This is a genomic window from Desulfurococcus sp. (assembly GCF_049970475.1).
Lineage (GTDB): Archaea > Thermoproteota > Thermoprotei_A > Sulfolobales > Desulfurococcaceae > Desulfurococcus > Desulfurococcus amylolyticus.
Genome location: NZ_JBMFMW010000010.1, coordinates 1 through 20,415, shown reverse-complemented (window position 1 = coordinate 20,415; position 20,415 = coordinate 1). Strand labels below are relative to the sequence as shown.

23 protein-coding genes, 1 tRNA gene and 1 other RNA gene are annotated in these 20,415 nt (G+C 44.2%); 10 read left to right on the top strand and 15 right to left on the bottom strand.

What is annotated here, in order from left to right; genetic code table 11:
* The first annotated feature begins 190 nt into the window (after positions 1-190).
* Positions 191-1,246, top strand: a complete 1,056-nt coding sequence (locus ACP5N5_RS01435; protein ID WP_084322049.1) for an NAD(P)-dependent glycerol-1-phosphate dehydrogenase — start codon at positions 191-193, stop codon at positions 1,244-1,246.
* A 12-nt stretch (positions 1,247-1,258) separates the two neighbouring features.
* Here ACP5N5_RS01435 and ACP5N5_RS01430 read toward each other — a convergent pair whose 3' ends face one another.
* From ACP5N5_RS01430 to ACP5N5_RS01405, 6 genes are all read right to left on the bottom strand, one after another.
* Positions 1,259-1,951, bottom strand: a complete 693-nt coding sequence (locus ACP5N5_RS01430; RefSeq protein ID WP_042666748.1) for an FKBP-type peptidyl-prolyl cis-trans isomerase — start codon at positions 1,949-1,951, stop codon at positions 1,259-1,261.
* A gap of 97 nt (positions 1,952-2,048) precedes the next feature.
* A complete protein-coding gene (locus ACP5N5_RS01425; RefSeq protein ID WP_428131669.1) occupies positions 2,049-2,528 on the bottom strand; it encodes a DUF1947 domain-containing protein in 480 nt (159 codons plus the stop codon).
* An 83-nt stretch (positions 2,529-2,611) separates the two neighbouring features.
* Complete coding sequence (dnaG, locus tag ACP5N5_RS01420) at positions 2,612-3,838, bottom strand: DNA primase DnaG (protein WP_012608959.1); 1,227 nt, start codon at positions 3,836-3,838, stop codon at positions 2,612-2,614.
* Positions 3,839-3,921: 83 nt separating this feature from the next.
* Positions 3,922-4,110: a 50S ribosomal protein L37e gene (locus ACP5N5_RS01415; protein WP_012608960.1), complete on the bottom strand. Its 189-nt coding sequence runs from the start codon at positions 4,108-4,110 to the stop codon at positions 3,922-3,924.
* A 20-nt stretch (positions 4,111-4,130) separates the two neighbouring features.
* Positions 4,131-4,358, bottom strand: coding sequence for an LSM domain-containing protein (locus tag ACP5N5_RS01410; protein WP_012608961.1), 228 nt, complete (start codon positions 4,356-4,358; stop codon positions 4,131-4,133).
* A gap of 128 nt (positions 4,359-4,486) precedes the next feature.
* Positions 4,487-6,880: a DNA-directed DNA polymerase gene (locus ACP5N5_RS01405; protein WP_428131661.1), complete on the bottom strand. Its 2,394-nt coding sequence runs from the start codon at positions 6,878-6,880 to the stop codon at positions 4,487-4,489.
* Between the two features lie 99 nt (positions 6,881-6,979).
* Between ACP5N5_RS01405 and ACP5N5_RS01400 the strand changes: the two genes are divergently transcribed.
* Positions 6,980-8,050: an mRNA surveillance protein pelota gene (locus ACP5N5_RS01400; protein ID WP_428131658.1), complete on the top strand. Its 1,071-nt coding sequence runs from the start codon at positions 6,980-6,982 to the stop codon at positions 8,048-8,050.
* Here the strand turns inward: ACP5N5_RS01400 and ACP5N5_RS01395 are convergent.
* Positions 8,024-8,740: a nucleotidyltransferase domain-containing protein gene (locus ACP5N5_RS01395; protein ID WP_012608964.1), complete on the bottom strand. Its 717-nt coding sequence runs from the start codon at positions 8,738-8,740 to the stop codon at positions 8,024-8,026. The two genes, ACP5N5_RS01400 and ACP5N5_RS01395, sit on opposite strands and share 27 nt — an antisense overlap.
* 162 nt (positions 8,741-8,902) lie before the next feature.
* Between ACP5N5_RS01395 and ACP5N5_RS01390 the strand changes: the two genes are divergently transcribed.
* Positions 8,903-9,967: a site-2 protease family protein gene (locus ACP5N5_RS01390; protein ID WP_428131651.1), complete on the top strand. Its 1,065-nt coding sequence runs from the start codon at positions 8,903-8,905 to the stop codon at positions 9,965-9,967.
* A gap of 51 nt (positions 9,968-10,018) precedes the next feature.
* Positions 10,019-10,302, top strand: an RNA gene (ffs, locus tag ACP5N5_RS01385) — signal recognition particle sRNA.
* A gap of 61 nt (positions 10,303-10,363) precedes the next feature.
* Here ffs and ACP5N5_RS01380 read toward each other — a convergent pair.
* The gene (locus ACP5N5_RS01380; RefSeq protein ID WP_428131649.1) at positions 10,364-11,428 is read right to left on the bottom strand and encodes a threonine synthase; all 1,065 of its coding nucleotides are present in this window, start codon (positions 11,426-11,428) and stop codon (positions 10,364-10,366) included.
* A 176-nt stretch (positions 11,429-11,604) separates the two neighbouring features.
* On the opposite strand from ACP5N5_RS01380, the gene ACP5N5_RS01375 reads away from it, so the two are divergent.
* Together ACP5N5_RS01375 and ACP5N5_RS01370 are read left to right on the top strand one after the other, a co-directional pair.
* Positions 11,605-11,892, top strand: coding sequence for a 30S ribosomal protein S26e (locus ACP5N5_RS01375; protein ID WP_012608969.1), 288 nt, complete (start codon positions 11,605-11,607; stop codon positions 11,890-11,892).
* A 73-nt stretch (positions 11,893-11,965) separates the two neighbouring features.
* Positions 11,966-12,088, top strand: coding sequence for a hypothetical protein (locus ACP5N5_RS01370; RefSeq protein ID WP_269479108.1), 123 nt, complete (start codon positions 11,966-11,968; stop codon positions 12,086-12,088).
* A 284-nt stretch (positions 12,089-12,372) separates the two neighbouring features.
* Here ACP5N5_RS01370 and ACP5N5_RS01365 read toward each other — a convergent pair whose 3' ends face one another.
* Both ACP5N5_RS01365 and ACP5N5_RS01360 read right to left on the bottom strand, forming a co-directional pair.
* Positions 12,373-12,879 carry a type II toxin-antitoxin system VapC family toxin gene (locus tag ACP5N5_RS01365; protein WP_428131643.1) on the bottom strand — a complete coding sequence of 169 codons (507 nt, stop codon included), beginning with the start codon at positions 12,877-12,879 and terminating at the stop codon, positions 12,373-12,375.
* 3 nt (positions 12,880-12,882) lie between these two features.
* Entirely contained in the window at positions 12,883-13,143 is a 261-nt protein-coding gene (locus ACP5N5_RS01360; RefSeq protein WP_012608971.1) for a ribbon-helix-helix domain-containing protein, read from the bottom strand.
* Between the two features lie 351 nt (positions 13,144-13,494).
* On the opposite strand from ACP5N5_RS01360, the gene ACP5N5_RS01355 reads away from it, so the two are divergent.
* Complete coding sequence (locus tag ACP5N5_RS01355) at positions 13,495-13,818, top strand: hypothetical protein (RefSeq protein ID WP_042666757.1); 324 nt, start codon at positions 13,495-13,497, stop codon at positions 13,816-13,818.
* 28 nt (positions 13,819-13,846) lie between these two features.
* The gene (locus ACP5N5_RS01350) at positions 13,847-14,326 is read left to right on the top strand and encodes a protein-lysine N-methyltransferase (protein ID WP_276814491.1); all 480 of its coding nucleotides are present in this window, start codon (positions 13,847-13,849) and stop codon (positions 14,324-14,326) included.
* 231 nt (positions 14,327-14,557) lie between these two features.
* Here the strand turns inward: ACP5N5_RS01350 and ACP5N5_RS01345 are convergent, their stop codons facing one another.
* Positions 14,558-15,355, bottom strand: coding sequence for a tRNA (adenine-N1)-methyltransferase (locus ACP5N5_RS01345; protein WP_276813870.1), 798 nt, complete (start codon positions 15,353-15,355; stop codon positions 14,558-14,560).
* A 112-nt stretch (positions 15,356-15,467) separates the two neighbouring features.
* Between ACP5N5_RS01345 and ACP5N5_RS01340 the strand changes: the two genes are divergently transcribed.
* On the top strand, positions 15,468-15,926 hold the full coding sequence (locus ACP5N5_RS01340) for a DNA-binding protein (protein WP_428131634.1): 459 nt from the start codon (positions 15,468-15,470) through the stop codon (positions 15,924-15,926).
* 29 nt (positions 15,927-15,955) lie between these two features.
* On the opposite strand, the gene ACP5N5_RS01335 is transcribed toward ACP5N5_RS01340, so the two are convergent.
* Both ACP5N5_RS01335 and ACP5N5_RS01330 read right to left on the bottom strand, forming a co-directional pair.
* Positions 15,956-16,135, bottom strand: a complete 180-nt coding sequence (locus tag ACP5N5_RS01335; protein WP_042666760.1) for a ribbon-helix-helix domain-containing protein — start codon at positions 16,133-16,135, stop codon at positions 15,956-15,958.
* A 65-nt stretch (positions 16,136-16,200) separates the two neighbouring features.
* Positions 16,201-17,604 (bottom strand): glycosyltransferase family 39 protein, encoded by a 1,404-nt coding sequence (locus ACP5N5_RS01330; protein ID WP_428131630.1) that lies wholly within the window; start codon positions 17,602-17,604, stop codon positions 16,201-16,203.
* A 159-nt stretch (positions 17,605-17,763) separates the two neighbouring features.
* On the opposite strand from ACP5N5_RS01330, the gene ACP5N5_RS01325 reads away from it, so the two are divergent.
* Positions 17,764-17,847, top strand: a tRNA-Ser gene (locus ACP5N5_RS01325).
* Positions 17,848-17,885: 38 nt separating this feature from the next.
* Here ACP5N5_RS01325 and ACP5N5_RS01320 read toward each other — a convergent pair.
* Positions 17,886-19,136 (bottom strand): hypothetical protein, encoded by a 1,251-nt coding sequence (locus tag ACP5N5_RS01320; RefSeq protein WP_428131627.1) that lies wholly within the window; start codon positions 19,134-19,136, stop codon positions 17,886-17,888.
* 13 nt (positions 19,137-19,149) lie between these two features.
* On the bottom strand, positions 19,150-20,316 hold the full coding sequence (locus ACP5N5_RS01315; RefSeq protein ID WP_428131674.1) for a type B DNA-directed DNA polymerase: 1,167 nt from the start codon (positions 20,314-20,316) through the stop codon (positions 19,150-19,152).
* Positions 20,317-20,415: the final 99 nt, after the last annotated feature.

The following is a 20,415-nucleotide window of genomic DNA, read 5'->3' as shown; positions in this document are numbered from 1 at the left end:
GTCTTCTCGAATCAGCCTCGCCCCCTTATCCCGGGTGTTTCGGGAAGATGAAACACCTACACGGCAAAAAGTATATGCAATAATAATAGCGGAAGACTAACACCAACACATATAAATTGCTATAAAATTAGGAAATAATTTGGCGAGGCTTATTTGGTATTATAAAGATGTTAAAGACTGGTGTGTGGTCTTGGAGAGTATTCACAGGATAATCCTGCCGAGCAAGGTAATTATTGGCCCAGGCGCCATCAAGAGTATCGTGGAAATCGTTAACGAGGTAGCTGGGAGATCGAAGAATATAGGGGTAGTAACCGGTGAAAACACCTATAGGATCGGTGGTAGGATAGTCGAGGAGTACCTCGGTGGACATAGTAAAGTAGAGACCTGGATAGCCGGAGACGCCTCGATCTCAACAGCCGAGAAGATATCGTTGAAGGCCAGGGAGAACAACATAGGCTTAGTCATAGGTGTTGGGGGAGGACGTGTTATAGATGTAGCGAAATACATTGCGTTTAAAAACAATATAGACGTTGTGAGCGTGCCATTAGCACCCAGCCACGATGGCATAGCAAGCCCCTTTGCAAGCCTTAAAGGGACTTCAAGGCCCACGAGCATATATACCAGAACCCCCTTCGCCATCATAGCGGATACAGACCTAATATCCACAGCACCCAGACGCCTGATTTTATCAGGTGTGGGCGATCTACTCGGTAAGCTCGTAGCCGTTAAAGACTGGCGTCTAGCCCACAAGTTAAAGGGGGAATACTATGGTGAATACGCTGCCCAGTTAGCATTGTTAAGCGCTAAACACGTCTTGAAATACCACGAGCTGATAGGATCTGGGTCTAGGGAAGGGTTGAGAATCCTTGTTGAAGCATTAATTAGCAGCGGTGTAGCCATGTGTATAGCCGGGTCAAGCAGGCCTGCGAGCGGTAGCGAGCACCTCTTTAGCCATGCATTAGACTTGGTGGCTCCGGGTAGGGCGCTACACGGTGAGCAAGTCGCCTTGGGGACAATAATAATGCTGTATATTTACGGTGATAGCAGATGGAGGCTCGTCAGGGATGTAATGCAGAGAATAGGGTTGCCGACGACTGCAAGGGATCTAGGCTTCAGCCCAGAGGAAGTAGTGAAGGCTTTAACGATAGCACACACCATTAGGCCTGAAAGATACACTATACTTGGCGAGACAGGGTTAACACAGGAGGCTGCTTACAGGATCTTAAGGGAGACAGGTATTATTTGATTTCAAAAACTTTTAGCTCCTGCTTACTACTTCCTGGAAGACTATGGATGAGACTGTATCCTTGAATAACTCCATGATGTCTGCTGCTAGAGCTATCTTAGAGTAACTTATATCCTTCTTTGACAGGTATTTACCAGGTATCGTTACAAATAGTTTTTTCTCTGCCTCGCTGAGGCTTACCTCTATTTCCTCACCAGGTATCTTCAGGTATCTAGATGATAATGCCTTAATCTTCTCAATGGTGTTCTCGAGCTTCTTGACTATTTTAACCTTATACACGAGTGTCTTACCGGCGAGCGGGTGGTTGAAGTCGATTGTGACTCTTCCACCGCTGATACTCTTAACCACCCCGCGGGCACCACCGATCTCGACGACGTCGCCCACGTTAATGCTGTACCCTCTCTTCTGGAATTCTCTTAGACTAAATGTCTTGATTTTATCAGGGGATCTCTCACCAAATGCTTTTTCAGGAGGTAGCTCAACCTCTACCTCGCTTCCCACATCATGTTTTAATAGTTCTTCTTCAACATTCTCGTTGAGCCAGCCTCTACCAATGATTAATAATGTGGGGCCATAGACCCTATCGGCTTCGTAGATGTTTTCCTTCTTGGCTAGCTCGGCGTCCGTGGTGTCAAGCAATGTGTTTGTATCCTTTACCCGTACATTATATTCCACCAATACGAAGTCGCCCTTGCTTAAAGCCATATAGCTCACCATGAGCATTCGTGTTGTATATAGTGTTTCAACCGGGATACATTAAAAGACTTAAGTCTTATTTTAAATTTAACCTTTCCATCAATACCTATATTGCTTTATAGTATTCATCGTTGAGGTGATGCAGGATTTTAACTGCCTTCCCCTTCTTAACACTACCGTTCTTAATGACCTCCGAGTCTATTAGCGCTGATCCAATAGCGATAGACCTCCTGGTTTCTTCATCTATGATGACGACTATATCGCCGACTTTGAAGTCGCCTATAATACTCCTTATACCAGGCACCATTAAGTCGGCTCCTCTTAGAAGCGCTTGTACAGCGCCTTTATCAACTATGATGCTTGGCAGCGTGATTGAGTGTTGAGGGTTTTTAAGGAGGTATCTTAGACAGGGTATCCATTGATCACCGTGTTTGAGAAGAGCAGGTGTCTTATTTACAAGTATAAATATATTGCCCCCGTCCTCATAGTACTCGAATAGATCCTCCTCTGAAACCGGCAACCCATACCTCTGGAACTCCTTGATGAATTGCTTCTTATCCTTCTTGGAGAGCGGGTAGCGTTTCATGGTTTAACACCTAGTTTAGCCATAGGTTGTATTTATTGGTTGAAAAGTAGGTGTAAACCAGAACCAAGCCACTATAACGGGTCTCAGGCGAGCTCGTTAAAAGTTAGAATAGTTAGCTCGGGTGTTTTAAACGTTATTTTCCCCAGCCTGGCTCCAATCAGTATTTTAACCCGTTTCTCCACTACGGCATCAATCAGTCTCTGAGTTATAATACCATCAAATACAATGGCGTGTATTTTCTCAGGCTCGGAAGCCTGAATCTCTGAGACGAGATCTCTCACGGGTATCCTTTTTACTTGGTCCCACTGGCTAGAGTAAAATATGGCTTCGAGCGTTCCATATAGGCTCTTGATATCCTCAATTAATTTAACAGGGAGAGATAGTGTCTCGGTGATTTCCTTTGCAACCTTCTCAGGAGGTTTAACCACCTCTTCAGGTAGCTTATGAAGCCTCCTCTGTATTTGTATGAGCAACTGAGCCTCCTTGTTGCCTTGTTTAACCTGCTCTTCTAGGTACTGGAAGATCTCTATTTTCTTCTTTAGTGCCTCCTCTATTTCACGACTACTTAACTCCTCTACCTCGCGACCAGGTGGCGCACGCGCTATATAGTCTATCTTCGCGTTCCTCAGTACTTCCTTCATTATTAAGTCTCCGCCATGATCCCCATCCACGAATAGCGTTGTCTTCTTCAGCTCAGCAAGCTTTTTAATAGTATCCGGTACTCTCCTAGCGCCTCCTAGAGCTATTATGTTGGTGTACCCATAGCGCAACAGGTTTATAACGTCTGCCCTCCCCTCCACGATTATTATTTCCTCAGCTTTATCGACATCGGGTCCTGCCGGAAGTTCCTCAGGCCCATATGAGACGGGCTCGGGGACCTTCAGGTATTCCTGGATCGACTTAATGAGCTCTTTTACATCCGGGGTCTTCTCCTTACCCCATCTTCTAAGTATTTCTACTGTCCTCTCCATTATCTTCTTTATCTTCTCCATCCTTAAGTCTACTATGTCTACTATTGATATAGATGCGTCGTAGGGGCCTACTTTATCAACGGTCTCAATTAATGCGGCAAGTAATGCTGTCTCCACACGATCGAGGTTACTTGGGATCAGGATCTCGCCGGTGGTCTTACTGCCCTGGGTCTTAGTATTAACCTGTATTCTACCTATACGCCCCTTATCCTGTAACACCCTTAGATCGAACTCGTTTCCAAATAATCCTTCAGTCTGCCCAAAGATGGCGCCAATTATATCGTGCTTCTCGACTACGCCATCGATTTCTATCCTAGCCCTTATAAGATACTTGGCCATTTACTATACACCATCAAAATAGATTTTGTTGTAAGGGACTAATATTACATGGTGTTTATTTGAAATAATTATCGGAAACCCTATTATACTATTCTTATCCTGTTAACCTTCTTATTGGCCCAGTTGTAGTGTCTAATCCTCTTACTCCTGCCGAAGCCGCATGCAGCACAGTATCCCTTAGCGACATTGAAACTATGACGCCCGCACCTACGGCATCGTATATGTGTTTTACTCCTCCCGTGTTTACCCATACTGGTTGTGCCTTTAACCATTTAGCTCACCCGTGTCACCTTTACTCTCCGAGGGGTGAGATCAATACAACGGTGTCTCCCCTGATGACGATCGTGCCTAGTTTTCTCGTGGAGCCATTGCTCAGTATTTCCTCAGCATCATCCAGCACTATGTTTAAATGCTGGTCAAAGCTTCTAAGCTTTCCTCTAAGCGGGATATTATCCTTGGTTTTTATCAAGACATGTTTCCCAAGGTTTTCTTCGAGTATTTTATGCGCTGTCTCGCTCATACGATCCCACCTAATAAATTATCATTGCATACTAATTATTACTGGATCTACTTAATGACCTAATCAAGCATAACCTTATAAATCTACACTTACAACTGGAAGCCCTCGCCCTCAAGGGCGGGAAGAGGTTATGTCTTCTTGGTGTAGTCGAACAGGCTTTTCCTGCCAGCTGTGCTGGCTACTTTTTTCAATTGTGTATCGGTTACTCCAAAATACTCTAGGATCCTTAGTGCGGCAGGTATTATTTGGTGATCAATATAATATATAGTGTCCACTAGCTTGGGGTCCTTCACGAACATATAGGGTTCGGCTCTATCGGATATCTTGCCGGAGCCCTTTACAACAATATATCCTATTTTATCACCGACCTCTATCTTCATACCCATCCTCTTCATTTTTCTAGCTGCATTCACATGGGGGGCTTCCGCCTCGTATTCCTCAACGCTTTTCGTAAGGGTCTTCCATATAATTAGTTTTTCAAGGGGTATTCTACCCTGGTTCAACTCCGCTATGATGTTTCTCACGTATTCTATTGCCTTCTCGATGTTTTTCTCGCTTAATAGGATCTCGGTTACCTTCTCCTGTACCTCCTTAGCTATCTCAGCCCAGTCTCCTCTCACAGCCTCGAATCCAACTATGTCTACTCGTCCGTCTTCAAGTAGCCCGGCATACCGTTTCTTTGCCTCTGTGAAGAAGACCCTCTTATACACCTTGTCTATTTTTATCTCGAAGCCCAGCTCGCGTTCGACGTACTCTGAGAGCCTGGTTATTTTATCAGGTATGTTTTCAACAAAGAGGGAGTCGGTGTCGCCATATATTACTTTAAGCCCTATTACCCTAGCGTAATCTATGACACTTAATATTGTTCTACGGCCCCATGCTGTAACAGCTTCCGCGCACTCCTTGCAATACCATCTAGCTGCTACCCACCCCATGTACCCGTATGTCGCGTTAGCTAATACCTTGATCGCCTTCTGTCTCTCATCAAGCAATCTATACTCCGGTGAATCCGTCTTATACTTCTTCATCTCCCCCCTTATCTGTTTCCTCAGTGAGAGCAGTATCTGAAGTACGCCTTTGAAGAATCCAGGTGGCTCCCTCAGGAAGCAGTGCTTAACCTCGGGTGCTACATAGTGTTCACTCTCACGGCATACACCCTCCCTTATGATGGTGTCTGGCCCAATATTGTACTTTATCATAATGTTAGGGTACATGCTTGTGAAATCCAGTACAGCAATGTTCTCGTGTATACCAGGTAATGGCTGCAGCACCACCGCCCCCTTGTAGGGCTCGACCTCTTTCTCAATTCTATTCGGGATCAATTCATCCCTGCGGAAGGCCTCCCTCATTAAAAACCATTCAAGCCTATTCCCCACGCTGGCCGCTCCAACTTGATCCAGGGGAAGCCCTGTTATACTCGACAACTGCATTGCAAAAGGCAGGAACTTCTCTGCCAGACCCATTGTTGACTCTACATCATCTAAATTATATCGCAACAACAAGGGTTTTCTTGCCGGATCTCTCCAGTACCTTGGGAACTCTATGTAGTCGATGAGTACTCTCTCACTTCTCTTCATTACACCTAGATAGTCAGCCACGATGTCCAGGCTCTTTAACTTCACCTCTGGTATTTCTTCAGCGAAGTTCAAGAGATCCACATGGATTCTTCCAGGTATTGATATGTGTCCATAAGTGCTTTGAGAGGGCTGTCCATCCCGTCTACGGCCTACATCAAGCTTTAAGTTGTTTACTCGTGCACGCTCCATTAGGTAGGGCCAGTCGAACCTGCTACTGTTATACCCCACTATTATATCGGGGTCGTACCTGAGGATATAGTCTGTGAATTCCGTGATGACATCTTTATCGCTTAATTCTTCAGCTATAAACTGCTTGACCTCGCCGCTGCTTGTTTTCCCCCCTATTATTATAACGGGGTCTCTCTCCGGATGGGGTGTACCGGTTTCACTGTATACCTCTATATCGAACGCCATTACCCGTAGATCCTTAGGCGGCCTAGTATCCCCTATGGGTTTAATGGAGCTTACAACCTCGTAGAAGCGTGTGGCCCTGTATTTAGCTGGAACAGGGGCCTCCATCACTTCTGCAATATGCCATCCACATGGCTCTAACCCGTGGTCTAGGAGATACCTCATGCTGAACCTTATATCAGCCTCTAGTACATCTACTACCTCACTAATCTCCTTTATCCTCTCCCTATACTTTCTAACATACTCTGGGATCACGGTTGTGATCCTTAATGCTTTAACTGGTTTCCCGAAGTACTTCTTCTCAGTCGGCTTCACCTCGATTATAGGCGACTCAGCCTCGCTGAAGGCTCTTATCTTCCTGGCTACGGTTTCAGCATCTATCCTCTCATTTATAATGGCGTAAAAATATGGACGGAACCTCCTGTCTCTAAGTACTACTCGTTCACCATTACGTGTGATACCCCATAGGATTACATGGGGTTCCTTGCCAACAACCTCATAAGTTACGTCTAAAAGGTAAAATTCGATCTCCATTGTTTTTTCACGCTTCAATAATATGATATCTTAATACGCTCATAAAGCTATTACTATAGAGAAAGCATGCAGATGCTGTGTCAGCTGAAGGTGTAGTTGATGAGGGTACTGGAGGAGGACTTGAGAAATGGATACATAAGGATCCTAGTGGAGGACATCGATGACTTATGGATATTATTCATGGTTCTTAGAAAGGGGGATATAGTCTACGCTAGAACGAGCAGGGAGGTTAAGCCGGGTGAGGGTGGCAGTAGTAGAAGGATACCGATGGTTCTCGGGCTACGCGTCGAGGCAATTGAATTCCAGGAGTTCACGGAGAAGCTGAGGATCAGAGGTATTGTTGTGGAGGGGCCAGAGGAATTCGGGGTAAAGGGTCACTATCACACGATCGCTATTGGTGTGGGAGACCAGTTAGCCATAGTGAGAGAAACCTGGAGTAAGCATAGTCTAGACCTCTTGAAGAAGGGGGTTAGAAGGAGGAGAATACTATTAGTGTCAATAGACTATGATAGCGCATGTATAGCCGTTTTAACCGAGCAAGGAGTGAAACACCATAGTGAGATACAGTCAGATCTCCCGGGAAAAATGTATAGGGTTGAACACGAGGAAATATTGGACGAATACCTAAGTAAGGTAGCCTCGGCATTAAATAATGTTATACAGCAGGAGGAAATAGATGCAGTGATAATTGCTGGACCAGGCGACTTGAAGAACAAGCTCGGTGAAAACATAGGGAGAGACAACAGGAAACATGTATACCTGGATACAACCTCTACAGGGGGATGCCAGGGGATTTCAGAGCTACTTGGCAGGGATGTGGTTAAACAGGTTGTCGGGGATTTAAGTATTGTTAAGGCTAAAGAAGTAGTTGAGGAGTTTAAGAGGCTCATTATAAAGGATCCTCAGCTCGTAGCATACGGCGTGGATGATGTATACGAGGCGGTAGTGTACGCAGCTGTCTCAAGAATTGTTGTAGCCGGTGACCTACTTCACGAGCCCGATGATGAAAGGCGCGCCCGCGTATACGAGATCCTTGAGAAAGCATATGAAACCGGTGCAGAGGTGGTAATAGTCCCCGGGAAAAGCGATGTAGGCCTCGAGGTCCAAGGGTTCGGCGGGGTAATAGCAGTGCTCAGGTATAGGTTATTTCGTGGAGAGCATTCTCCTTAACACACCATTCTCTCGCGATAGCTCTCTCAACGCGTCCTCGAATGTTTCATCGGATGCCAGGTAATACTTGATGAAGACGCCTGTTCTCCCTATACTGCTTCTCCTGGTTAAGACTCTCTCTCTTTCCAGCACGGTCTCTATGCTTATATCGAGCCTCCTTGCAACGTATTCCTCAAAGCCTTTCACAGGTAGTTCATAATGTCCTTTAATAGTGGGATCTATGAATATAAGTGACTTGTTAACGCCGGGGACTCTCTTACCCTCTAATATTCCGTTGTAGCCTAGTACACCTCCAAATCTATAGAACTCGTATTCCCTCGGCTTGAGCTTCAATAGGGGAAAGCTCACGCTTATTCTTTCCTCTTGGTCAAGGATTATGTATGCCTTAGGCGTGTTTGATGGGGTAGCCATTATTATTACGCGTTCATAGGGTTTAACACCATGTTTCTCTAGTATTGTCTCAATAATATAGCTGGGTATGGTGTCCGGGATAAATACATCTATATCGCTTCCTCTCCATACATCACCCCTGGCTATACTACCATGAACGTAAGCGTTTAACCCGTTGTCCACGAATATCTTTAGTAATTCCACTGCTTTCTCCCTGAGCTTCTTAAGTAGTTCCCAGTGGTCTGGAGTGTATACTACTTCTCTAAATTCGGGTGTTGTCTGTGGTTGAATCCTCTTCAAAGGCTGGCACCGTTCAATACCCTTAATGCCTTCTATACTGTTTGATCTCCTTATTCTCGTTTTATATATTGGCGACTGACTCGATTTATCATATATGAGTGATTCAAGGTATTAAATAGGGTGGAGGGTATTATACTTTGAAGAATATATCTGGTGAAACGCTTGGATATACTATACATCTTTATTGCCTCACTGCTAGCGTTTTGGGTTGTCGTGAACTTGTTTTATAGGTACTTCCTTGCGGGTAAGTATAGTAGTATTGAGATACATGGGTATGTAGTGTTAGTGATCAAGAGAAAGACAGAGGGGAGGGCTTCTCCCTCTGGGGAGGCTGGGTTGCTGCATAATATAGTTCTAACAATACTCTACTTCGTCTCCCTGACTCTATTCTTCTATATGGTGGCTATCTCCATACTCAATAGGCTCTATATAGGTAGTACAGGGGTTGTAGTACTCGTACCCGGGGTAAACGTTGTTGGCATGGATGCATTACTATTCATTATTGCTGCAAGCATTAGTGCATCACTACATGAACTCTTCCATGCGCGGTTGGCTATAAGGAACGGTATACCAGTTAAATCCTTCGGCATCATGCTTGCCCTCATCATACCACTCGCATACGTGGAGGTTGAGGAAGAGGAGTTCCGGAGAACTAGGGTTTTAAAGCGTCTCGGAGTTCTTTCAGCTGGTGTCGCGGTAAACCTTATCCTAGCAACAGTATCCCTTGTACTATTACCACTAGCAAAGTCTCCAATAGGTATGTTAGTGACCGATGTAGAACCAGGGAGCCCAGCATACAGATATGGTATACATGCATACGATGTGATTACGAGTATAAATGGGAGTCTGGTTAAAAGTATAAACGATATACCTGTTGTCAAGATGATCGCAAAGCCGACATCGCTTAATTTAACTGTTTGGAGAAGGGATACAGGTTACGTGAATTTAGTCATCCCTATTGGAGTGAATGATGAGAGGATAGGGATATACTTGTCTAGCTCGCCTAGAATAGAGCTCCTCGAGTACTTAGGCGGGTTACCCGCGTTCCTACTCTACAAGTTCTTACTATGGATGTACACGATTAACTTAAGCCTCTCAATACTTAATGCCGCACCATTATTCATAACCGATGGTGGTAGAATAATCAACGAGCTCGCTGGAAACAAGTATGGAAACATAATAAACATCATCGGCGTAATAATACTGCTCTTAATACTGCTCCCATAGAACCATGAAAACATGATTAATAATCTCTGATGCAATAATATTATTATGCCGTGGACGTAGGGAGGGCCCGGCTCTAGCCGGGTCAGATAACCATGGATCAACCAGGACAACCGGCCATCCCCCACGTCAGGTAATGACCCCCGCCCCATGGGGCTGGTGGAGGTGGAGCCCCCTCTGGAGGGAGGGGGTGAACCACCTTAGCCAGGGGAACCCGGCCAGGCCCGGAAGGGAGCAACCTAACCCTGGACACCAGCGTTCATGGGTTTAACCGGGGTTGAACCGGCGTGGATAAGGCTCTGGCCGGTTGTCCTGGTTGATCCATGGGGCTACGTCCACGGCTTCTTGTTAAGTATTATAACTTCTATATTTAACAGTTTTCTCCAATTAACTAGATAACTAGATATCTGGTATGTTTTTCAGCCCTGAGCCTGTTAATACTAGTAGTACTTTCTTGCCTGAAAGCTGGTTCTTAATCTTTTCTAGTGCAGCATAAATGGATGCAGAGGTTGGTTCTACAAGGAATCCAAGCTCCCATAGTTCCCTCCATGCCCTCAGTATTTCGGTATTGCCGACTAGGATGACGTCTCCCTGGTATTTATGCAACGCATTAACTATTTCATTCAGTCTAGGCGGGTTTGGAACCATTATTCCATCCGCGAGACTCGAGTCCTCTCCCGGCTGAGTGACTCCTTTAAATGCTTTATAAACTGGTTGTGTGCTATAGCCTTGAACACCTATGAATCTAGGCATCTTGGTTATCCAGCCTGCTTCAAGGGCCTTCTCGAATCCTTTTACTAATCCAAGGAATAAGCCACCTGATCCTATTGGCGATATAACGTAGTCGGGTACATCCTCTTCGAGAACCTCCCAGGCTATTGTGGACGCCCCCATTATATAGAAGTAGCTCCAAGTATGTGCCACGTAGTATGCTCCCGTAAGTGCCTCCTTTAAAACCATTTCAGCTGCATCGCCTCGCGTAGGGGCCTCAATTATTTCCGCATCGAGCGCCTTGATGACCTTCTTTTTATCTGGTGGGGCTGTTTTAGGCATGTATATTCTTGTCTTTAAATCGTAGAGTCTTGAGTAGAGGGCTACCGAGATACCTGTGTTACCGCTGGTATCCTCGATAACATTCTTGAAGCCTAATTTATAGGCATAGTATATGGCTAGTGCTGAACCCCGGTCCTTGAAGCTACCGCCTGGATTAAGGTATTCAAGCTTGAAGAGAAGTGTCATTCCATCGATTTTCTCCTCAACTAGTGGTGTGTTACCCTCCCTCCTTGTCTTCTCTGGTTTCAAAGGTATTGTACCGCCATATTTCTCCCAGATATTCTTCGAGCTGGTTTTCTCAAGCTTACCATCGTAAACAAGATCTAGGGGTCCACCACAACGAGGACATCTCCAATGGTATTCACTAAACGCGTCAGCCTCGAAACCACAATGGTTACACTTCCACTTCATGAAAGATCTCCAGGGTAATTTATTTTGCCTCTATCAATAACTAACTTTAGAAACCTAATAAAATTCTTTAGGATTTAGAACCCACAACAGTTCCCCAAAGGTTTTTATAATGGGATTCAAGATTTATTAATGGCTTATTGGGATACGTTCACACAGTTAACTAGTGGTGATTAAATATGCCGAAAAAGAGGGAGAGTAGAGGTAGGAGGAAAGGAGATAAGGGTAAAGTAGGATATGTACAATGTGATCAGTGTGGGAGGAGGGTTCCGGAGGATAAGGCTATATGTGTTACAAGAATGTATAGCCCTGTGCCTCCCCAGCTAGCCGAGGAGCTTGAGAAGAAAGGGGCAATAATACAGAAATACCCGGTGAGGAAATGTTATTGTATATCATGTGCAGTGCACTTAGGCATAGTGAAAGTACGTCCCGAGGAAGAAAGGAAGGAGAAACCTGCATTCACCTAAAGGTGTCAATAACTATCGGCTCCATGTGCTGAAAATATTCTTTCAGCGCAATTTCACCTGAGAGCTGTTGTTTATGGTTTTTATTGATGTCCTCGGGTTCATCATGGTGCGGCTTAGAGTCGCCTACAGCGGTTCATCAACTATCGGAGACTCTGGGTCCACAAGCCAGATTTGTAGTCTTCTAGAGTTAAGCTAGTATATAACTTAAAGAGTCTCTGATAAAAAACACCCGAATTCTGAGGCGACGACTGCTTCTCTAACCTTATAGAGTTCATCTCTGAGTGTGCCACAGGTTGTAGTTAATTTCATGGAAATACTCTAGGGGTTATCTCTCCCGTCAATACCTCTACGTCGGAAACCAGGTGTTGCTACTGAGCACAGTTTTCGTTATTCGATGAAACAACCTACCGATTATAGTTACAGATGTAACCCGGAATAGATGCGGGAAACCGATGAATCATTCAAGGGATCTTCACTACTTCAGGACGGGGAGGAGGACAATAGTTTAATCGTTATTCCAAGAGCTTTCCTAATGTCTTCTTCGCTGTTTTTAAAGTCCGCATCAGCTGTTAGTAGAGCGTGTATCTGTGCACCTTGTTCTTTCATGGCCTTAATGTAAGCCAGGTGAAGTAGATCAAGTGTTTTAAGCCTCAATTTCCCTGTTAATTCTATCCCATACGCCAAGGGCTTATAGAATCGACCAATTGGGCTTCTCGAAGACCCTTTCACATTGATATACCTAAAGTTAAACCTTTTCATAATATACAGGATAATGGCTATGAGTGTTACACGCTCACTCATTTCTAGCTTATCTTTTACAGTGGTAAGTAGGTTATGTTGTCTAGCAAGTATGCTTGCAAGTTCAGTTACCACTAGCTCAGACACTACTTTATCTTCATGGGCTTCTAGAGTTTTTCTTGCCTCATCTCTTCTAGGATCCATTGGGTCAAGAGCAGCAACAATCACACTTGTGTCAACGTAGATCAAGGCTTAAAACCTCTCCCGTTCAGCTAGTAACTGTTTCAGAGAACCTTCGAGTTTAATCGGTATATCCCCCTCATCTTCCTCTAGCTCGAAAAGCTTGTTTACAGCCTCAATGATTACTTTAACTCTTCCAACACGCTTAACACCGATCCTAATCAAGTCCCTTAAAGCCTCGCTTCTTGAATTATAAACACCTAGATTCACGAGCTCATCAATAAGTCTCAACGTTTCATCATCGAGTCTAACAGGAACAACCCTACTACCCATAATATATCCCTAAGTATACATATACGTATACGTATTATAAAGCTTTCATTGATGCTAAGGCTATTCCATATTCGAGGAAAGATCATAACAGCCACAGATATCAAAAGCTCCTATGTTAAATACTAGTATATACTGGGCGATTCAAATGTACAAGTATTAACGTGATCTTAACGAATTCTAGGTGTGGAATATTCATTAGTATTGATAGGTGATATGTAGTATAGGTTTACTGCATTATTACAACTGAAAGCCTCGTCCTTTTAGGGCGGGGAGGAGGCCAGTTCCTTGATGTGGATAAATATTTAAACAAGTTGATTAATGAATGAGAACAATGTGAAGTAGGGGATGCATATGGTTAAAGTGAGAAAGGTAGTATTGGTGACCGCAGAACACCACCCATACCATAAATTATGGGCAAAGATAGCTGAGGCCCTGAGTAAGAAGATGGGTGTTGAGCTCGAGGTAAGGAAGGAGGATTACGTATATCTAGTAGAATATGGTGATAAAGATGACCTTGGCATGTCATGGTTACCGCAGATACTCGTGGAACTGGATGATGGAAGAGTACAATGGGTTCTCTCGCAGCTTCCATTAAACGAGAGATTACAACCAGACGAGGAGAAGGCATTAGAGGTCATGGTTAATAAGCTGAGAGAACTAGGAGTTGAATTATAGTAGGCTTGAAAGTTCATAGGGGTTTTCAATGTACTTTGTCCCATTTGTTCCTACGCCCTATCCTGTTGTTAGGGAAATGCTTAAGCTTGCCGGTGCAGGCAAGGATGACGTATTATATGACTTGGGATGCGGTGATGGGCGCATCCTCGTAGTAGCTGTGAAAGAGTTTAACGTGAAGAAGGCTGTCGGGATCGAGAGAGATAGTGAGAGGGTTAAAGAGGCTGTGAGAAGGATAAACGAGGAGGGGATAAGTGATAAAGCAATAGTTATACAGGGAGACTTCTTCGAAACCGATATCAGTGAGGCAACGATAGTAACGCTTTTCCTATTAACATCCGTCAATGAGGTGCTACGCCCCAAGTTCGATAAAGAGCTAAGAGATGGAACCAGGATCGTGAGCCACGAGTTCAGGATACCTGGCTGGAAGCATGAGAAAATGATTGAGGTAAGGGATGATAACGGCTTAACACATGTAGTGTACCTATATATTAAAGGTAGGCATCTGTAGGTATGTTACTGTTTTCTGGGTTGTGGGTCTTTTAAGAGTTTTGTAGGATGCTTAATGCTCTCCTTGCTTTACCCGTTTAAATTTATAAGCGCTAGATTCTTTAAGTCTATTGGCGACCCCTTAGCTCCCCGAGACCCATGGCTGGCCACGGGGAGGGAGCCGGGGAAGGAACCATGATAAACCACCCCACGAAGACCCAGAAAACCTGGGGCGGGAAACGGTTTCCTAGTATTAGGTACCTAAATTACACTTGATCCTCCTAGCGAAGATGATGTACCCTGTGTGACCCACCATCCTGGTGAAGGGTCTAACCGCATCCCTATCTACTTTATACTCTCTAAGTAATACTTCATAGGAATGTATATCGGTGAAACAACCGGATTCCTGTAGTTTCAACACTGTTTTTTCAACCTGGTTAATCGTTGGAACATAGACTAATAGCGTCCCGCTTGTCTTTATTAACCCTGCAACGGTGTTTACAGCGTTCCAGGGATCTGGTATATCCAGGAAGAATGAGTCGAGGGTCTCGCCTAGTGAGACCGGTTCCCTTATATCATGCTTAAGTAATCTAACCCTATTGATTAAGCCAACCCTCTCAAGCCTGGTCTTCGTGTTTTCGAGGCTTTTCTCAGAGATATCGAATCCATATAGTAACCCACTATCCCCAATAATACTAGCCAGCATTACTGTGAGTGCTCCAGAGCCAACTCCGGCTTCACCTATTTTAGAGCCGGGTTTGATTCCTGAGAGGTAGATCATTAAGCCGGCATCCTTCGGGTAAATCACTTGTGTTACACGTTGAACTAGTAGGGAATAGTCGAATGGAAGGGGTTTAAGAATCAGTACTTCTATTCCTCTCGAGGTTTTAACAATGGAGCCATATGGTTTCCCAATCAAATCACTGAGCCTTACAACCCCTTTATCTGTACCTAGGACTCCTTCTTTCCTAGCCTTAACAATAAACCTCCTTTTCTCATCAAACACTATTAATACATCGTCGTTTTCACTTATTATATCGCCTGCACTCATTACTGCTCAGTCCTGGCGTCATTCATCACTAATCAGAAATACCAACCTTCAGCATCGATCCTATAAAAGATTCATGTATCCTTATAAATCTAGGGAAGAGGTAAGCCGGAAAATGAATACGTTCATCTTCAGTATTAAGCCAGTGTACGCTTACAGGATATTCACGGGAATTAAGAAGTTTGAATTAAGGAGGTTTCTCGGCTTATATGTAGATGAAGGCGATAGAGTAATACTATATGTAACCGGGAGAGTGAAGGCCGTTATGGGCGAGTTCACTGCCGGTAGAGTTATAAAGGGGCATCCCGAATACATTTGGAAAAAACTCAGGTCTCTAGGCGATACAGGGGTCTCCGGCGAGGACTACAGTTATATAAGTGGCTCGAAAAACGCTATGGCAATTGAGGTAGTGAATCCTCTAATGTATAGGCAACCAATAAAACTCGTTGTGCTGAGGAGGATCTTTCCTGACTTCAACCCACCTATGAGTATGAGAATTCTAGACCCCTTTGATCCAGTAGTTAAAATAGTTTTCGATAAGGCACGTGGACTCTCCATGAGTAATACAGGATAGTGTATAAGATAGACTCTACTTTTGAAAAACTATATCTCGGAGGCCTCCCTGATCCAGAGCTCCTTCTTTAGTAGATCCCTGATCGCTACCCTTATAACCTCGCTCCTACTACTATACCTACCTATCCTGACCAGCTCATCTATCCCTTCAACGTAGAGCTCAGGCATTTTCACCGTGATTAAACGCATCTTCGGCATAACACCCGACATATTAAACCCCGGTAATATTATGGGCTTCACAGAAAGCTTAAAAATCCTTGACCTAGTTAATGCCCCTAACTCAATAATAGCTTGACGATGTAGGAGAATAATTTACTGTATGAACTACCCACGTAGGTAATGTTATCCTTATTCAACACGTAGACAACCATGTATACCAGGTACATGTATGTGAATGGAGCCAATTGTATGCTGTAGAAACTATACTGTGATCTCCCTCCCATAGCCCATACTATAAGGTAGCCTGTGAATACTCCTACCAGGTAAATCCAGAGGATGCCATACCTCTTGTCCTTGATGATTAACGGAGCCAGCAACACTAGTGATACTAGCACAGTGGACCAAAACGGGTAGAACCCCATAGCTACCACCGTTGGATCCACGTATACAGTAAACCCGTTTACACCTAGAAACCAGTCCCAAGGAGAAGAACTACCCGGACATGGCCCATTACACTTTATGCTTGTATGCCACTCTATAGAACCGAGCAGAGAGTATTTGACCCAGTTGCCTAGACCCATATACCTTATTAATGGTATGGATACGCATGTGAATGCCAGTAGGAATAGTGATGTGGCAGCGAGTATGAATACTATTGTAGTGTAAGCCAGGTTGGCGAAAGAGGGGTTTTTCCTGAGCTCCCTCCTAAGGTAAAGTATTAGTAGTGGTATCAACGTGAATAACCCGGTGAACTTGAATAATCCAGCGATAATGCCGGCTATAAGTGATTCATAGTACTTCCTGTCTACCGCGTAGTGGAATGAGAGTATGGAGAAGAAAGTTGTGAAACCATCTAGGAGTACTATGGAGAAAAGCGTCCTAGTCAATGGATCCACCATGAATAGCAATGAGGTAGCAAATGCAACAACGATATTACCAGTAAGCTTCCTCATAGATGAGTAAACCAGTATTACCGATAATGCTCCAAGCAGCACCACGGGTAGCCTCCAGTATAATGGCTGATCCCCCACGAGGTACATTACGGCCGCAGTGATATACTTGCCTAGCGGCGGGTGCTCTTGGTTGATGTAGTTGTTTATACCATTGTGATCAGGCATCATCCACCCGGGTATTACATCGCTTACACTAATATACTTCTTAATCTCATCGATGAAAAGGGTTAGATTACCCTTGTACCCCGAAGCATAGAATGCCTTTAAATCACTGTAGTCGCTCCGTATGGATACTCCGAGCTTTCCAGCTATCCTCATTATCAGTGAGTAATCTATCTGGCCATTATAGATTATCGTGTAGCCATAGTTATCCTCAGGCATCCTGGGTTCTAATCCGAAAACCTTGACGAGTATAGTGCGTGCGGAGCCTACATACCATACTTCATCAGATACATAGCCCTTACCCATCTTCACCGATTCAAGTTCTTCAAAGTGGTACGCGTTAAGAGCGAAAACCATGATAGCAATCACAGCGATAACAATTACCAGTATTCTCTCCCTAACCAATAAAACCCCCTTCAGCTAAATAGATTACCTACCCTATATTAATAACTGCTCTTGACGGGCTTGCTAGTTTCTCCACATCTATTCTGGGTTTACATCTGTAAAGAAGAAGGCTAAATGGGAAAAAGTTATTAAGTCTTAGATGTAATTCAAAAAACAGGAGCCGGGGTCGCCTAGCCTGGTAGGGCGCCGGCCTGCTAAGCCGGTGGGGGATTCCCCGCGCGGGTTCAAATCCCGCCCCCGGCGTTGTTTCCACACGGCTTCATTTCATTGATGAGACTGTGTTATCCTTCAGGGCTGGGAGAGGTCAGTAGTAGGTCTATACTGTATACTACTGCTAATGCGTTCCTGAATTGAACCACCCATTGGACTGGGTTGTCTAGGGAGGTTGGCTGAGGCGATGGAACTATGCCTAGGATGCTCGATAAGTAGCTGGAAATAGTTGCCGCCTCAAACCATAGGGCGATGATTAAGGCGTTGGCCGCCTCTATTAGCAGGGTTAATAAAGTGTTTCCACGCATCTTTGTTGCTATTAGTGGGAGGAGCGTGATTACAAGTGTCTGTGGAACCATTTGTGGATGTATGCTGTATAATGAAAACATTAATATTGCAATGTATCTCAAGACCTCCTCTTTATCATGAGTAGTTAGAGGCGGGCTCATAGAGTAGAGCGTTAGCATCAAAAATAGCCATAGCCCAGTGTTGAAAGCATATGCGGCTCCCTCACTCAGCTTTGATGTGAGTAGTAAGAAGACTCCGTTATTAAAGGCTGGTTGAAGCATGTTGTTTAAGATGTAGCCTGGATAATCTGGGGCAAGGAATATGATAATAAAGTATGGGGTTAATCCGAACAGTATGCCTGTGATAACGGATTTCCCCTCCATATTGTCTCTGATTACTAGATATATTAGTAAACCCAGTAAGACCATTGTGAAAAAGTTTATTGACATACCAAGCGCTGAGAATAATCCAGCCTTACCCAGCTTACCCTCCCTAATACTTATCAAGGCCTCGATAATAAATGGTAGCGCATAAGTGTCGAAACCGTAGACACCATAAACCACAATGGTTAAAGCATAGAGCGGGTAGAGCCTGGCAGTGAACCGGGTGGATGCCCTGTAGACACTATAGGTGATCGCAATGGCAGAGAGGATCGAGTGAAGCATGTAGGAGATCGTTAGAAAAACACCTGGTCCAGCCGAGTACTGTAGGCCAAACATGGTGATCAATGCTAGGATGAAACCTGCGAGGGGAGGCTGGTTTAACCTGTAATCTATAAAGGGGATGACTAGGGCTGATCCACCCCTGCAAAGAGAAAAAGCATCGTTTCTATCTATCCAGAACCAACTGGCTTGATTACATGGCTCACTATAGAACACGTATTTAACTAGGGCGTATACATCATTGTATAGGGGGGAGCCCAGTATCACATGCTTAAAAACCGCTTCCTGGACTTCTATGGGCATATGTAGTATTATCGATAAAATCACTAGAATAATGGTTACAGCCAACATTAATTTAATGCGGGATTCCAATATCGAACACCATTTATCTTTGTGACATATAGCTTGCTAGCTTTACTCCAACTATGTCCTCCCATTTTATGGAGAGAGCGGATAATAATTGCTCTAACCCGCTCTTCAATAATTCAATATATTTCTCAGGATCTACTTCATGAAGCCTGGTTAACTGTATTGCCTTATAATCGTCCCTGCTCTTTACTTTAACATAGGTTATTATATCGCCTTCCTGCACGCTGATACCATAATCGATTAATTGCTGGGCTGCCTTTACATGTGGTGGCTTCGTTTTATTATAACTTGAAGGAGGCTTGGTTAATGCAACCCTTATCGCTAGATGATCCAATGGTATCTCCTTCCGCTTTAATCCATCATAATATTCTTTCAGCATCTCTCTAAGCCAGTCAACGAACACCACGAAGTTCTCAGGGGTTTCAATAGCCTTCATCTTCTCTAGCATCTCCTTAAATAGCTCCTTAAGAAACTCTGGTGTGTTCCGCTTCTTTGCGACGAGCCCCTTTATCTCGATCCCCCCGTCCTTCATCCTGCCTAGGTAATTCTTTTTCAACCCTGTGAAAACCACGTATGTGAACTCCTTATCCAACTCTATTTCCAAGCCGAGGTTTTCCAGTATCCATTTCTGGAGCATCTCCAGCTGGCTTTGGTTAGGATTCCACACGAAGATAGAGTCGGTGTCGCCATATAATGGCTTTATCCCTAGTTCGGCAGCTTTGAGAATAATTGTTAGAAAAGACTTCCTACCCATGGCTGTAACGCTTTCAGCCACAGCTGGCGAGAATAAGGAGAATCGTTCATCACCGAAGACGCCATAGCTCGCGTTAATGAAGACTTTTATAGCGCGTTGGACAACGTCATACCATGCCAGTAGGTCTTTAGGTAATGTCTTATCCTTTGCTCTCTTCTTGTATATTCCAACTCTAAAATCCCTCAGTATACCCGTGATCTGTGCTGTTAAACCAGGTTTCTCAACGCAGACCACGTGTAGTTTTCTACCCGTTTCATCAATTATATCTATTGTTGACTTACACCAGGGCATATCAACCGTTTCATAGCTTAAATTATATTTTTTAATTATGCTTGGGTACAGTGACGCTATATCTAGTACTGTTACATTGAAGAATATGCCTCGTGGAGGCTCAATTACCAGTGCACCAGCGTATTTCTTACCTTCGATAGTCGCTTTTGTACCTGCTTTACCAGCATACCTTCTTATATCCTCACTATTAGGTATAAGATATCCCAGCCTCCTATGCTACCAGAAGAACTGGTTCTG

Bases quoted from the DNA above. Each gene is read 5' to 3' on its own strand.
- ACP5N5_RS01355 (WP_042666757.1), top strand. From the start codon at position 13,495: ATGGTTAAAGTGAGAAAGGTAGTATTGGTGACCGCAGAACACCACCCA.
- ACP5N5_RS01360 (WP_012608971.1), bottom strand. From the start codon at position 13,143: ATGGGTAGTAGGGTTGTTCCTGTTAGACTCGATGATGAAACGTTGAGA.
- ACP5N5_RS01405 (WP_428131661.1), bottom strand. From the start codon at position 6,880: ATGGAGATCGAATTTTACCTTTTAGACGTAACTTATGAGGTTGTTGGC.
- ACP5N5_RS01345 (WP_276813870.1), bottom strand. From the start codon at position 15,355: ATGAGTGCAGGCGATATAATAAGTGAAAACGACGATGTATTAATAGTG.
- ACP5N5_RS01340 (WP_428131634.1), top strand. From the start codon at position 15,468: ATGAATACGTTCATCTTCAGTATTAAGCCAGTGTACGCTTACAGGATA.
- ACP5N5_RS01335 (WP_042666760.1), bottom strand. From the start codon at position 16,135: ATGTCGGGTGTTATGCCGAAGATGCGTTTAATCACGGTGAAAATGCCT.
- ACP5N5_RS01380 (WP_428131649.1), bottom strand. From the start codon at position 11,428: ATGAAGTGGAAGTGTAACCATTGTGGTTTCGAGGCTGACGCGTTTAGT.
- ACP5N5_RS01370 (WP_269479108.1), top strand. From the start codon at position 11,966: ATGGTTTTTATTGATGTCCTCGGGTTCATCATGGTGCGGCTTAGAGTC.
- ACP5N5_RS01375 (WP_012608969.1), top strand. From the start codon at position 11,605: ATGCCGAAAAAGAGGGAGAGTAGAGGTAGGAGGAAAGGAGATAAGGGT.
- ACP5N5_RS01400 (WP_428131658.1), top strand. From the start codon at position 6,980: ATGAGGGTACTGGAGGAGGACTTGAGAAATGGATACATAAGGATCCTA.
- dnaG (WP_012608959.1), bottom strand. From the start codon at position 3,838: ATGGCCAAGTATCTTATAAGGGCTAGGATAGAAATCGATGGCGTAGTC.
- ACP5N5_RS01425 (WP_428131669.1), bottom strand. From the start codon at position 2,528: ATGAAACGCTACCCGCTCTCCAAGAAGGATAAGAAGCAATTCATCAAG.
- ACP5N5_RS01410 (WP_012608961.1), bottom strand. From the start codon at position 4,358: ATGAGCGAGACAGCGCATAAAATACTCGAAGAAAACCTTGGGAAACAT.
- ACP5N5_RS01415 (WP_012608960.1), bottom strand. From the start codon at position 4,110: ATGGTTAAAGGCACAACCAGTATGGGTAAACACGGGAGGAGTAAAACA.
- ACP5N5_RS01430 (WP_042666748.1), bottom strand. From the start codon at position 1,951: ATGGCTTTAAGCAAGGGCGACTTCGTATTGGTGGAATATAATGTACGG.
- ACP5N5_RS01350 (WP_276814491.1), top strand. From the start codon at position 13,847: ATGTACTTTGTCCCATTTGTTCCTACGCCCTATCCTGTTGTTAGGGAA.